Here is a 13158-nt window from a genome sequence, read left to right as displayed (position 1 = left end):
TCTTATCTGTTTGTTATAGTTTTCAACTGTGTGTTGGGGTTTGTGTTATCGGTGTCCGCCACCAAAGCGTCCGCCACCACCACCACCGGTGTGTCCGCCGCCGAAGCCGCCACCGCGTGAACCTCCAAATCCGCCGCCAAACGAACCAGAGGGCATCGAGGGCGTGCTGGGACGCCCACCGAAGTTATAGTTGTCCTGGCGGGTAGGGTTGTTGCGGTTGCCGAAGGTGCGGTTGTCGTAGGTACGACTATTGCGACCGCCAAACGAGCGCGTGCCGTTCTGTCCGTAAGCCACGCTGCGTCCCGAACCCTGACGCTGTGTCCCGCCCCAAGAGCGGTAGCCGGCATAACTGCCACGGCTGCCACTGTGGGTGACATAGATGCCGCCCCAGTAGCCCGGCCATCCCCAGCCATGGTAGTAGCCTGGCCATCCCCAACCTGCATAGTAGTAGGGATTGTACCAGCCATAGTAGCCATAATATCTGGGATACCAGGGGTCGTAGAACGGGTCGCCATACCATGGGTCATACCATGCCCATCGCCAATAGTAGGGCGAATATCCATAACTATAGCGGTAGCTGTAGAGCCATGGGTCGTAGTAGCCGTCCCATCGGCTCATGCGGCGGCTGTAGGCAAAGTCGTCGTCGACAGCGTTGCTGCGGTATTTGGCCACAAAGGTAGTGTCTACATACGCCGAGTCGGGATAGACACCATTGCCCTGCTGAAACTGGATGATGTCGTTGCCCAGACTGTCATTGCCCAATTTCTGATAGTGGCTCCAGTATTTGCCACGACGGTTATATTCATCCACATCACGGTTGCTGCCCACATAGTATGCGGGCTCGGTGTCGGCCGAAGCCTGCGCCTTCTTCTTCGGGGTGAAATAGAGGTCATCCTGTGCCATCGCCGAGAGCGGTAGAGCACAGAGAAGCACTGCAAGAATATACAATTGTTTCATATCTCTTATTACTTTTAATAGCTATTCAGTATCTTACACTGCAAAATTAGTACCATTGTCACTGCAAAATTAAGGAAAAACCCTAAAGGATGGTAGGTTTTTCCCTATTAATTTATAAATTTGTAACGCAATTATAAAAGTTTAATCAATAGGAGTATATATATGAAGTATTTGGCAGCCCATTTCGAGATTGCTTGCATGGACGACATGATGCAGATTGCTCGCGACCTGCTCATGGACGTGGCCGGCGAAGCGGGTTTTGAATCCTTTGAAGACACCGAGCGTGGCGTTGACGGTTATGTGCAGGAACAGCTCTTCGACCGCCAGTTGCTTGACGATGGTATAGCTTCCTTTCCGCTCGACGGAGTAAGCATTGTATATAATATTAATAAGGTGGAGGACCAGGACTGGAACGCTGTGTGGGAAGAGCAGGGCTTTGAGCCTATCGACATCGACCACCGCGTTGTGGTCTACGATGCCAAGGGCGAGGTGCCCCAGCACGATGCTGGCGCCGTAATGATAGGCATCGATGCGCGTCAGGCTTTTGGCACAGGTACCCACGAGACCACGCAGATGATAATCGCCTCGCTGCTCGATATGCAGCTCGAGGGCCAGAGCGTGCTCGACTGTGGCTGTGGCACCGGCATCCTCTCGATAGCCGCCGCCAAGTGTGGCGCCACGCACTGTGTGGGCTACGACATCGACGAATGGAGTGTGGACAACAGCCGCCACAATGCGCAACTCAATGGTGTGGATATGCAGGTGCTGCTGGGCGACGCGTCGGTCACAGCCACGCTCAATGAGAAGTTCGATGTGGTTCTGGCCAACATCAACCGCAACATCCTGCTGGCAGACATGCCTGCCTTTGTCGGCGTGATGAAGGAGGGTGGGGCACTCATATTGAGCGGATTTTATCCCTCCGATGCCGCCATGCTCTGCGACAAGGCTGCCACCTTGGGTCTCACGCTCACCGCGCAGAAGAGCAATGGCGACTGGGCGTGCCTCATGTTCAGCAAGTAGACTAAGATGCTCAGCACCGGATGTTCCGGCAGCAGAGCGACCGATAAGACGACCGCCGCACGGATGACCACTGGTCCCTGTGCGGCGGTCGTCGGTATATGTGACGCTGCTGTCAGCCCGTGGCAGCATCGCCAAAAGTCTGCCGTGATGCTTTCTAAACACAATGCGTGGTGGGAAACGTGTAATTCAAGTCTTGCAACCATCATTTCATACTTGGAATTCCTAAATTCCAACTTTGAAATCATCGTGAAGTTGGTCGCGGCAGAGTTGGCGTTTTCCTCCTATGTACTGAAGGTGCCCTCTAAGCTGGTGGGGATACCCTCGACGCCGCTGGTGATGGTCACGGCGCCGACATAGTGGCATGCGGCCATGACGGTCACGGACGGCAGAGATGTAGATGATAAAGATGTGGGGATGGCGCTGCGGTGTGATGCGCCGGAGGCGGATAGGGGATAGCGCCCATCAATAGGTATCTTCGTGACTGCCTATTGTGAGTTTCTTGAGGTCATAGTAAGAACCGTTGTAGACATTGAAATCTACGGGACCCTTGATGCCAGGCAGACGGCCTGCATCGGTGTGTTGCCAGAATTTCCATGCACCCTTGTATTCTATCTTGGGCACATAGTAGTGGGCTATCCAGTAAGGATAGTCGTCAAAGACAGGAGCGCTGAGATACTTCTCCTTGAACTTGTAATAGGTGTAGAGGATGGGCTTGACATGATAACGATCTTCCACGATATGCAGCCACGTGAGTATGTCGCGCTGGAACTCCTCTATCGACTTGTCCTTGGGCGCGTGCTCTATATCCAGCACGGGTGGAAGGTCTCCCTCTTCGAGCTTAACCTTCTCAAGAAAGTAATAAGCCTGCTGGCGGGCCGACGATTTGTTGCTCCAGAAGTGGTAGGCACCACGAATAAAACCATATTCGAGTGCATTGTGGAAGTTACTCTTGAAGTTTTCGTCCATGCGGCTGGCTCCCTCGGTCGACTTGATGATGACAAATCTCAGCGGGCAGCCTGAAATCATGCCTCCTTGCAGTTTGTCCCAGTCTATGTTGCCCTGGTAGTGGGATATGTCGATGCCGTGTATCTCGAAACCCTTAGGATATCTGGACTCGCCATAGAGGGCACGCCATCTGAAGCCAGTAGGGCCGACGAAGAAGTAGTAGAAAGCCCAACAATAGAGAACGGTTACCACGAGACCACCAACCCAGAATGTCCAACGCGGCATGCGGTGATGCCATCGATGGGCACCACGCCGAGTGGCACCACGCTTGGTCTTGCTGTGGTGTGACTTGGGGGTAGTGATGTTGTGGGTAATCTTTCTCTTATCCATGTAAAAAATGCACCGGATATCCCTGGTTCAGCGCAGTGGCTGCTTCAGGACAATCCGGTGCATGAATATCATTCTAATTATTTACCAAGCTGTTCGAGCGACAGTGTGCGTGTGGTGCGGTCGCAAACTGAAGCGGGACCCCAGTACTGGATAGGACCGGGATAGACATAGCAGGTCTCCTTGGCCCACTCGTCGCGCTTCTCGGCGAACTTCTTGAAGGGCGCACCGTCGAGCTCTACGAGAGCCTTGCGGATTACGGGCTTCATCTCGCCGTTGCGGCGCTCCATGTTCATCATCATGGTGATTGGCACACCTCCTGCCTTCCACTCATCGGTGGGAGCGGTAGTGTTCTTGACGATGGCCATGTAGCCAGTCTTGCCGTTGGCAATGAGCTGAACGGCGCTTACGCCGAGTGCATAGCAATAGTCTGCGTCGAAGTTTGATGGAGCAGCGCAGCGTCCTTCATAACCAAAGAAGTGGTGGATAGCAGCAAATTTGCCAACAAACTTGCCCTCGTTCTTCCACTCAGCCAACTTGTCGGCTACCATGTCAGAGATGAGCTTCTCGGTCTCGATGAGCGATACCTGTACGTTTCCGTGGGGGTCGCGGTCGAGTGAGAGCTGGCGGGCTACGTCGCCGGGCAGTGTCTTGAAGGTCTCGGCATTCTCGGCAGAGAGATGGGCGAGGATATACTTCTTCTGCTCATCGGCCTCGAGGTTCTTGTACTCCTCACCGTGGGCAGCGAGCAGGTCGTTGAGCTCGTCGATGAGACGGCCGATAGAGGGGATAAACTCGATGAGGCCCTCGGGGATGAGGACAACACCGAAGTTGTTGCCAGCAGCGGCACGGTCGGCTACAGACTGGGCGATGCCTTCTACAATCTGGTTGAGGGTCATGTCCTTCTGCTCTATTTCCTCTGAGATGAGGCAGATATTGGGCTGTGTCTGCAGTGCGCACTCGAGTGCGATGTGTGAAGCCGAGCGTCCCATCAGCTTGATGAAGTGCCAGTACTTACGGGCAGAGTTGGCATCACGCTCAATGTTGCCGATAACCTCTGAGTAAGTCTTGGTAGCGGTATCGAAACCGAAAGAAGTCTCAATCTGGTCGTTCTTCAAGTCGCCGTCGATGGTCTTGGGCGCACCGATAACCTGTACACCGTAGTTCTTGGCAGCATAGTATTCGGCCAGAACGCAGGCGTTGGTGTTGGAGTCGTCACCACCGATGATTACGATGGCGTTGATGCCGAGCTCGCGGATAATCTCGAGACCCTTCTCAAACTGGTCTTCCTTCTCCAGCTTAGTACGGCCCGAACCGATCATGTCGAAGCCACCGGTATTGCGGTAGTCGTCGATGATTTCGGCTGTCAGTTCCTTGTAGTTGTGGTCAACGAGACCGCCGGGACCCATGAGGAAGCCGTAGAGCTTGTTCTCGGGGTTGAGCTTCTTGACAGCGTCGAAGATACCGCTGATGACGTTGTGGCCGCCAGGAGCCTGGCCGCCAGAAAGGATTACACCTACATTGATTTTCTGGCTCATTGCCTCATCGCCGGGAACAAACTCCACGAGGGGCATGCCATAAGTGTTGGGGAACAGTTTCTTGATTTCTTCCTGATCGCCTACGCTCTGGGTAGGCTCGCCTTCCTGTACCTTAACGGCACCCTGAAGACCTTTTGGCAGTTTAGGCTGGTAAGCAGCGCGTTCTCTCTGCAAAAGACTTTTTTTCATTTTACGTTTATTTGTTAGAATAGTTACCTTATTCAATTTCTGTGAGGCGCCCGGTTGTCCTTATGATAATGCCCAAAAGAATGGCGTCCTCAAAAATCGTTGCAAAGTTACTCATTTTCCATTAGATATTAAAGCAAAAGAGCAAGAAAATGACCTCGGGCTGTCTTTTTCTTAATCTGGCTCAACGACGGCAATGGTGGCGATAAAGACAGAAAAATGAAAAAAAGTGACCGAATATTTTGTTTTCTCTGCGATTTGCATTATCTTTGGCTCAAATATTACAACAACAATGAGTAGCAAACGAGACTTAAAGCGTGCGATACACAATGTATGCACAGCTCTTTTCGCCGAAGGAGTAGCAGCTTCTCTTTACGGCCCTGAGAAAAACAAGGAAGTGATTGACCCTATCTTCGCGTCTATTCTGGAGATACATTCTGACTTCACTCGTCGTGTGTCTTTCCCTGAACCGGGCATCAAACCGAAGAAGTACTACAAGTTTATCATTGATGAGTTCAACAAGCAAGTGGCTGAGATAGTCGACCAGCTCAACGCGCTACAATAAGGAGACAATGTTACAGCAATTAGCACGCTGGATACTGTATAAAAGGATGGGATGGAAGACAATAATTACTGTCGAACATCCCTCCAAATATATTATATGTCTGGCTCCCCACACCAGTAACTGGGATTTTGTCATCGGTCAGCTCTTCGGTCTGGCAGAGCGTCGTACGACCAACTTTCTGATGAAGAAAGAGTGGTTCTTCTGGCCTCTGGGTCCGCTGTTCAGACGCTTGGGCGGCATACCCGTATATCGCGACCGCAATACGAGCATGACCGATACGCTGGCGCAGGCTGCGAAGGGGCGCAAAGACTTCCGCCTCTGCATCACTCCCGAAGGTACGCGCTCGCTCAACCCCGACTGGAAGAAGGGCTTCTACTATATTGCCCTCAAGGCAGGTATTCCCATACTGCTATATGCGCTCGATTTCGAGCATAAAGAGATACGCTGTACGCGCAGCATCATGCCCTCGGGAGATATAGACGCTGATATGCGTGAGATAAAGCTATATTTCAAGGATGTAAAAGGCAAGAAACCAGAACAGTTTAGTATAGGAGAGATAGATTGACAGTTAACTTTCACAGATGGTTGGTCATGGTGGCGCTGGCGTTATGCTGCGCCGTCAGTGTATATGCACAGGACAATTTGCTGGACGCTGCCACCGAGCGTCGGTTGAAGGACTATTTCCTCAACTATAAGTTCGATGCTGCCACAGGATATGCCCAGGCGCGCATGAAGAGCTACAGGATAGACAACCGCCAGCGCATAGTGACCATCACCGCCAACGATGCCTTTGCGGCACAGGATTTTACGGCCAAGATGGTCTCCAAAATCTATCGTAAGGTGAGCCGTATTCTTCCCTCACCTTACGATACATATAAGATACGTATAGCCGTCAATGGCGTTACCATCGACCTGATGGTGGATGGTGATATGGCAGACCCCAACTCTATTGTCAGAGCGTGGGGCAATATCGATTATAAGGGCAATGCCTGGGTGCGCAATGTGTCGCGTCCCTTTGACATCAGCCGCGGTCTGGGCAACCGTCATCTCACGGTCTATGCCAGCCATGGCCGTTTCTACGACCAGAAGATGGGGCGGTGGCGCTGGCAGAGACCCAGTCTCTTTGCTACGACCGAAGACCTGTTTACTCCCACCATCGTGGTGCCCTATCTCATACCAATGCTTGAGAATGCGGGCGCCAACGTGTTTACTCCCCGAGAGCGCGACTGGCAGCCCAATGAGGTAATCGTCGACAACAACCGCTCGTCGCTGGGAGCCAAATATGAAGAGGTGGGCACGGGCAGCCGTCAGTGGAAGGACACGGAGAAACCGGGGTTCAGTTTCCATGACGGCCTCTACTCCGACCACGAAAATCCCTTCATCCAGGGTACAGCCCGACAGGTGAAAACCACGAAGAGCAAGTCTAAGATAAGCATCATATCCTATACGCCCGACATCCCCGAGGCGGGAAGATATGCAGTCTATGTGAGCTACCAGACGGTAGAGAAGAGCGTGGACGATGCCGAGTATATCGTCTGTCATAAGGGGCAGGAGACACGTTTCCGCGTCAACCAGCAGATGGGGGGCGGCACATGGGTCTATCTGGGTACCTTCGATTTTGACAAAGGCTGTAACGAGTACAACCGTGTGGTCGTGACCAACCATGCTTTGCGCAAGGGTGTGGTCACTGCCGATGCCGTGCGCTTTGGCGGCGGTATGGGTAACATCGAACGCAACGGCACCACGAGCGGCATGCCTCGCGCTATGGAGGCTGCCCGCTATTGTGCCCAGTGGTCGGGAGTGCCCTATGCCATCTATAGCACCAAGGACGGTGCCGACGACTATGCCGACGACATCAACGTGCGTCCGCTTACCACCAACTGGCTGGCTGGAGGCTCGGTGTATATGCCCTACAAGGTGGGCAAGAATGTGCCGATAGAACTGTCGCTCGCCGTGCACAGTGATGCCGGCTACAGCTACAACGGCAAAGACCTCGTGGGGTCGCTGGCTATCTGCACCACAGGCAACAACGAGGGAGTGCTCAATGCCGGTATACCCCGCAGTGTGTCGAATACCTTTGCCAAAAATCTGCTTGACGGTATCTCTGCCGACCTCAAAGCCAAATACGGACGCTGGGTGGTGCGCTATCTCTGGGACCGCAACTACTCTGAAACCCGCAATCCCGAGATACCCTCGGCCATACTCGAGACGCTCTCCCACCAGAACTTCCCTGATATGGCTTACGCCCAGGACCCCAATTTCAAGTTTACCCTTGCCCGCTCGATATACAAGGCCATACTGAAATATACTGCCGCCCAGCACGGCACACGCTATACCGTACAGCCTCTGGCGCCAAGGAGCCTGCGCACATCGATAGACCGGCAGGGAAAAATCACGCTGACATGGGAGGCGCAGACAGACCCACGGGAGAGCACGGCGATGCCCTCTGCCTATGTGGTATATACCCGCAGCGGTGGGGGAGGGTTTGACAATGGCACGGTGGTAAGCAGCACCACCTACACCATGACGCCCCAACCTGGTACCCAATACGACTTCAAGGTGACAGCTATCAACGACGGCGGTGAGAGCTTTGCTTCGCCCATCGTGTCGGCCCTCTACAAGTCGGCAGAAGCCAAGACAGTGCTCGTAGTCAACGGCTTTGACCGCCTGTCGGCACCCCAGGTCGTCGACGACGGCCGCAGACAGGGCTTTGATCTCGATGCCGACCCTGGTGTCTCTTATGGACTCACGGCGTGGAACGGACGGCAGACCTGCTTCAACGTGAACCGTATGGGTGTCGAGAGTCCCACCGGACTGGGATATGGCGGCGAAGAGATGGCTGGCCTCTTCGTGGCAGGCAATGATTTCTCCTATGTCGCTACCCATACCTCGGCGATAGCCTCGGGGCATAAATATAATGTGGTGAGTTGTGACCGTGCTTCCATCGACGGCCGCAAGGTGGCGCTCGCCGACTACTCCTGTGTAGACCTTATCCTCGGCATGCAGCGCTATACCCCCTATGCTGTGCAGTACTACAAGACATTCACCCCGGCATGGCAAGAGATGTTCAGAGCCTATGCCCAACAGGGAGGGCGGCTGCTTGTGAGCGGCTCGTACATAGGCTCGGATATGCAGAACGATGGTGAACAGCAGTTCTTGTCATCGGTACTGCAGTTGGAGTATCATCCCGCCGACAGCGTCACAGCCCAGCCTGCCATCAACGGACTGGGTATGACGTTTGACATCGGTCGCCGTCTCAACCGTCATCACTACGCTGCCACCCATGTCGAAATACTCCACCCCCAAGGTCAGGCCTACTGCGCTATGCAGTATGCCGACGGCACCTCGGCTGCTGTGGCTTACGATGGGGCGGCCTACAAGTCGTTTGTCATGGGCTTCCCCTTCGAGTGCATACAGTTGCCAGCCACGCGAAACCTGCTGATGCAGGGGATAATGCAATTCCTACAGAAACAATAATCAACCCTATAAGACTCCTTATTATGATGTATAAAATTCAAGCAAACCCCACGGGAACAAGAAGTATAGAAGTGAGCGAAGAGCATCTGCAGACCATCCGTAAATATGCGCTGCTCAAGAACCTCATCGACAGTACGGGTATCATCGACGAAACCGTGCTCGACAAACTCAAGTTCACCTTGCGTGCCCTGCTCGAATCTGAGGCCGGCAAGGACAAGGCGCTGCTCGACCTGTGTCTTGATGTGATATACCATAACAATATGAAGGCTTTCGGTCTGCACCAGCTCACTCTGCTCTATATCGACTGGGTCAGCAAGCAAGACCAGCAAACAGAAACTGAATCCTAAAACAAGCCGCATTGAAAGAATACCGACTTACTGATTTTCTCCCAACTACCAAGAAGGAATGTGAGCTGCGTGGTTGGGATGAGTTGGACGTAATCCTTTTCTCGGGTGATGCCTACGTCGACCACCCCTCGTTTGGCGCTGCTGTCATCGGTCGTGTGCTCGAGTCGCAGGGCTATCGCGTGGCCCTCGTTCCCCAGCCCGACTGGCATGGTGATTACCGTGATTTCAAGAAGCTGGGTCGTCCGCGTCTCTTCTTCGCCATCTCGCCCGGTGCCATGGACTCTATGGTCAACCGCTATACGGCAAACCGTCGCCTGCGTAGCGACGATGCCTATACTCCCGGCGGGCGTCATGGTATGCGCCCCGACTATCCCTCGATAGTGTATACCAAGATACTCAAACAGCTCTATCCCGATGTACCCGTGGTGCTGGGTGGCATTGAGGCTTCGCTGCGACGCCTCACCCACTATGACTACTGGCAAGACAGTCTGCGCCGATGCATCCTCTGCGACTCGGGCGCCGACCTTATCGTCTATGGCATGGGCGAGCGTCCTATTGTGGAGATATGCCGCCAGCTCGAAGGTGGTACCCCGTTTGACCAGTTGCGCTCCATCCCCCAGACCGTCTATCTCTGTCGTGAGGGCGATATCCCCGGTGGGGTAGGCGACGACGATATCGTGCTCCACAGTCATGAAGAGTGTCTGCAGAACAAGAAGGCTCAGGCTGAGAACTTCCGCCATATCGAGGAAGAGTCAAACAAGATGCACGCCCAGCGGCTTATACAGGCGGTAGGCAATACCTGCGCTGTCGTCAATCCGCCTTACCCGCCGATGACGACCGAAGAACTCGACGCTTCGTTTGACTTGCCCTACACCCGACTGCCTCATCCCAAGTATAAGGATAAGGTTATTCCTGCCTACGAGATGATTAAGTTTTCTGTCAACATCCACCGTGGTTGTTTCGGTGGTTGCGCCTTCTGTACCATCTCTGCCCATCAGGGCAAGTTTATCACCTGTCGTAGCAAGGAGAGCATTCTGCGTGAGGTAAAGCAGGTCATGGAGATGCCAGGGTTCAAGGGCTATCTCTCAGACCTCGGCGGCCCGTCGGCCAACATGTATGGCATGCATGGCAAAAACCAAAACGCCTGTGCCAAGTGCAAGCGTCCGTCGTGCATCCATCCTCGTATCTGCCCCAATCTGAATACCGACCATTCCAAGTTGCTCGACATCTACCATGCGGTCGATGCACTGCCCGGTATCAAGAAGAGCTTCATCGGCAGCGGTGTGCGCTACGACCTGCTGCTGCACCGCTCGGGCGACGAGAAGTCTGACAAGGCTGCCCGCGATTATACCCGTGAGCTCATCTGTCGCCATGTGAGCGGTAGACTCAAGGTCGCGCCCGAGCACACTTCCGACAAGGTGCTCTATCAGATGCGCAAGCCGTCGTTCCAGCTCTTCTATGAGTTCAAACGTATCTTTGACCGCATCAACAAGGAAGAAAATCTGAAGCAACAGATAATCCCTTACTTCATAAGCAGTCATCCAGGTTGCCAGGAAGAAGATATGGCTGAGCTTGCCGTCATCACCAAAGACCTCGACTTCCACTTAGAGCAGGTGCAGGACTTCACGCCAACTCCCATGACAGTCAGCACCGAAGCATGGTATACTGGCTACGATCCATATACGCTTGAGCCAGTCTTCTGCGCCCGTACCCAGCGTGAGAAACTTGCCCAGCGCCAGTTCTTCTTTTGGTATAAAAAAGACGAACGTGCCAATATTGAGCGCGAACTGCGTCGCATTGGGCGTGCAGACCTCATCGGCAAGTTGTACAGCGGTACGGGTTTCGCCAACCGTCATGCCGTCTATGACGACAAGGCCATCGGAAGTCGCCCGGATTATCCCCAGAAGTCCAGGAAGAAGAAACCGAACGAGAAAGCATCGTTCAATCCCAACTTCAACCATTCCGGCCAGCGTCCTAACGGCAGCAGGAAGAACAGACCTGCCGATGGGCGTAGGAACCATCGTCGCGACTCCTGATGGTGTGGTCGCGGCTCATACGTTTACCATAATAAATATGTTGCAAATAAGACCTGCCACTCCTGCAGATACCGATGACATCATGCCCATCATCCACGGGGCATGTGCCATCATGCAGGAGAGTGGCAATACCCATCAGTGGGTCAACGGCTATCCCTCCCGTGACGTTATCTGTCAAGACATTGCCCGTGGCGATGCTTGGCTCGTCACTGGAGATAATGGCGACGCCGTGGGCTACTTTGTCTTCCGTCCTGGCCCTGACCCCACCTATCGCCACATCTATCACGGCGCGTGGCTCAATGACGCCCCTTATCACGTCATTCATCGTATCGCCGGCAGACCTCATGTCCATGGCATCTTCGATGCCGTGATGCGTCACTGCCAGGCAGCGCAGACCGACCTCCGCATTGATACCCACCGCGATAACCATATCATGCGCCATCTCATAGCCAAATACGCCTTCATCTACTGTGGTATCATCCATACCGAGATGGGCGATGAGCGGCTGGCGTATCAGTTGGCGGCCACCCCGTAAACCCATACGCTGCCCGAGATGACCCCTGGCGGGCTGCGCATTATCGTTGTAAAAATAACAAGTAAAATGAAAATACTACGTCGCATTTTGACCTTCATCGCCTGTATGGCGGTGATAGCCGTGGTGTCCGTACGACGCGACCATCGGCTCTTGGGGTATGAGTTAGAAAACAAGGCAACCACAGCCCCTACTGATACGCTCACTATGGCGGGCGACACGCTGGTGGTGCATACCGCCATGCTCGCCCAGGATGTGCAGGGCTATGCCGGAACCACGCCGCTCGACATCTATGTCCTGGACAATGTGGTGGTGAAGATTGTCGCCTTGCCCAATGTCGAGAGCCCCGACTTCTTTGGCGAGGCAGTCGGTCTGCTCGATGCCTATAAGGGCAAGACCGTCGATGAGGCGCTGTCAGCCAAAGTCGATGGCGTGAGCGGAGCCACCTTCTCGTCTCAGTCGCTTATCTCCAATGTGCGCAGAGGTGTGGCCTATGCCTCCGCCCACAATGCTTCCGCAGCCGACGGTGCCCTGTCGTGGTCGCTCAAGACCATTGTAGCGCTCCTGGTTATCGTCCTCGGAATGACGGTGCCCCTCGTGGTACGCAACAAGAAGATGAGACTCGTCCAGTTGGTGCTCGACATCGTAGTGTTGGGACTCTGGACCGGAACCTTTGTGAGCTACACGATGCTGGTCAACCTCATGTCCAACGGACTCACCTCCTGGTCGCTCGTCGTTCCGATGCTCCTTGTGGTGGCAGCCTTTGTCTATCCCCTCTTCGGACGCCGAGCCTATTACTGCACCCACCTGTGTCCTCTCGGTGCCGCGCAGGAACTGGCATTCAAGGTCCCAGCCCGCAAGCTCACCCTCAGCAAGAAGGCAGCCCATCGCCTGACCCTCTTCAAGGTCGTCCTGTGGAGCGTGCTTATGCTCCTTATGCTCCTGGGCGTAGGCTTCGAGTGGATGGACTATGAGCCATTCACCGCCTTTGTCCTCAGTTCGGCCGGAGTCGTGGTGATAGTCTTTGCAGTAGTCATCCTGCTCACCTCCGTCTTCGTGCCCCGTCCCTATTGCCGCTTCATGTGTCCCACGGGTACACTGCTCAAGCAGAAGTAGGCCGCTCCACACCCAGCTTGTACCGTCACGACGCGTCAAGCTGGGTGTGGAT

Annotated in this window: 12 protein-coding genes; 9 read left to right on the top strand and 3 right to left on the bottom strand. The window is 54.1% G+C overall.

What is annotated here, in order from left to right; genetic code table 11:
* Positions 1 to 45 precede the first annotated feature (45 nt).
* Positions 46 to 957: a hypothetical protein gene (locus CIK92_RS02150; protein ID WP_094388020.1), complete on the bottom strand. Its 912-nt coding sequence runs from the start codon at positions 955 to 957 to the stop codon at positions 46 to 48.
* A 162-nt stretch (positions 958 to 1119) separates the two neighbouring features.
* Here CIK92_RS02150 and prmA point away from each other — a divergent pair, with 162 nt between their 5' ends.
* On the top strand, positions 1120 to 1977 hold the full coding sequence (prmA, locus tag CIK92_RS02145) for a 50S ribosomal protein L11 methyltransferase (protein ID WP_094388019.1): 858 nt from the start codon (positions 1120 to 1122) through the stop codon (positions 1975 to 1977).
* Between the two features lie 6 nt (positions 1978 to 1983).
* A complete protein-coding gene (locus CIK92_RS13655) occupies positions 1984 to 2334 on the top strand; it encodes a hypothetical protein (RefSeq protein WP_158214715.1) in 351 nt (116 codons plus the stop codon).
* Positions 2335 to 2439: 105 nt separating this feature from the next.
* Here the strand turns inward: CIK92_RS13655 and CIK92_RS02140 are convergent, their stop codons facing one another.
* Both CIK92_RS02140 and CIK92_RS02135 read right to left on the bottom strand, forming a co-directional pair.
* The gene (locus CIK92_RS02140; protein WP_022311542.1) at positions 2440 to 3312 is read right to left on the bottom strand and encodes a glycoside hydrolase family 25 protein; all 873 of its coding nucleotides are present in this window, start codon (positions 3310 to 3312) and stop codon (positions 2440 to 2442) included.
* A 77-nt stretch (positions 3313 to 3389) separates the two neighbouring features.
* Entirely contained in the window at positions 3390 to 5036 is a 1647-nt protein-coding gene (locus CIK92_RS02135) for a diphosphate--fructose-6-phosphate 1-phosphotransferase (RefSeq protein WP_094388018.1), read from the bottom strand.
* Between the two features lie 289 nt (positions 5037 to 5325).
* Here CIK92_RS02135 and CIK92_RS02130 point away from each other — a divergent pair, with 289 nt between their 5' ends.
* The 7 genes from CIK92_RS02130 to CIK92_RS02100 all read left to right on the top strand — a co-directional run bounded on the left by CIK92_RS02130 (position 5326) and on the right by CIK92_RS02100 (position 13106).
* Positions 5326 to 5598 carry a hypothetical protein gene (locus CIK92_RS02130; protein WP_022311540.1) on the top strand — a complete coding sequence of 91 codons (273 nt, stop codon included), beginning with the start codon at positions 5326 to 5328 and terminating at the stop codon, positions 5596 to 5598.
* A 7-nt stretch (positions 5599 to 5605) separates the two neighbouring features.
* Positions 5606 to 6163, top strand: a complete 558-nt coding sequence (locus CIK92_RS02125) for a 1-acyl-sn-glycerol-3-phosphate acyltransferase (protein WP_094388017.1) — start codon at positions 5606 to 5608, stop codon at positions 6161 to 6163.
* A 26-nt stretch (positions 6164 to 6189) separates the two neighbouring features.
* Positions 6190 to 9075 (top strand): fibronectin type III domain-containing protein, encoded by a 2886-nt coding sequence (locus CIK92_RS02120; protein ID WP_094388016.1) that lies wholly within the window; start codon positions 6190 to 6192, stop codon positions 9073 to 9075.
* Between the two features lie 26 nt (positions 9076 to 9101).
* The gene (locus tag CIK92_RS02115; protein ID WP_094385148.1) at positions 9102 to 9422 is read left to right on the top strand and encodes a hypothetical protein; all 321 of its coding nucleotides are present in this window, start codon (positions 9102 to 9104) and stop codon (positions 9420 to 9422) included.
* Positions 9423 to 9433: 11 nt separating this feature from the next.
* A complete protein-coding gene (locus CIK92_RS02110) occupies positions 9434 to 11458 on the top strand; it encodes a YgiQ family radical SAM protein (protein ID WP_094388015.1) in 2025 nt (674 codons plus the stop codon).
* Between the two features lie 37 nt (positions 11459 to 11495).
* Positions 11496 to 11993, top strand: a complete 498-nt coding sequence (locus tag CIK92_RS02105; RefSeq protein ID WP_094388014.1) for a hypothetical protein — start codon at positions 11496 to 11498, stop codon at positions 11991 to 11993.
* A 66-nt stretch (positions 11994 to 12059) separates the two neighbouring features.
* A complete protein-coding gene (locus CIK92_RS02100; RefSeq protein WP_094388013.1) occupies positions 12060 to 13106 on the top strand; it encodes a 4Fe-4S binding protein in 1047 nt (348 codons plus the stop codon).
* The last annotated feature ends 52 nt before the right edge of the window (positions 13107 to 13158 follow it).

It is taken from the genome of Prevotella sp. P4-67, assembly GCF_002251325.1.
Taxonomy (GTDB): domain Bacteria; phylum Bacteroidota; class Bacteroidia; order Bacteroidales; family Bacteroidaceae; genus Prevotella.
This window is presented reverse-complemented; position numbering and strand designations above follow the sequence as displayed.

Coding starts and splice junctions, on each gene's coding strand:
- CIK92_RS02150 (WP_094388020.1), bottom strand. CDS start 957: ATGAAACAATTGTATATTCTTGCAGTGCTTCTCTGTGCTCTACCGCTC.
- prmA (WP_094388019.1), top strand. CDS start 1,120: ATGAAGTATTTGGCAGCCCATTTCGAGATTGCTTGCATGGACGACATG.
- CIK92_RS13655 (WP_158214715.1), top strand. CDS start 1,984: ATGCTCAGCACCGGATGTTCCGGCAGCAGAGCGACCGATAAGACGACC.
- CIK92_RS02140 (WP_022311542.1), bottom strand. CDS start 3,312: ATGGATAAGAGAAAGATTACCCACAACATCACTACCCCCAAGTCACAC.
- CIK92_RS02135 (WP_094388018.1), bottom strand. CDS start 5,036: ATGAAAAAAAGTCTTTTGCAGAGAGAACGCGCTGCTTACCAGCCTAAA.
- CIK92_RS02130 (WP_022311540.1), top strand. CDS start 5,326: ATGAGTAGCAAACGAGACTTAAAGCGTGCGATACACAATGTATGCACA.
- CIK92_RS02125 (WP_094388017.1), top strand. CDS start 5,606: ATGTTACAGCAATTAGCACGCTGGATACTGTATAAAAGGATGGGATGG.
- CIK92_RS02120 (WP_094388016.1), top strand. CDS start 6,190: ATGGTGGCGCTGGCGTTATGCTGCGCCGTCAGTGTATATGCACAGGAC.
- CIK92_RS02115 (WP_094385148.1), top strand. CDS start 9,102: ATGTATAAAATTCAAGCAAACCCCACGGGAACAAGAAGTATAGAAGTG.
- CIK92_RS02105 (WP_094388014.1), top strand. CDS start 11,496: ATGTTGCAAATAAGACCTGCCACTCCTGCAGATACCGATGACATCATG.
- CIK92_RS02100 (WP_094388013.1), top strand. CDS start 12,060: ATGAAAATACTACGTCGCATTTTGACCTTCATCGCCTGTATGGCGGTG.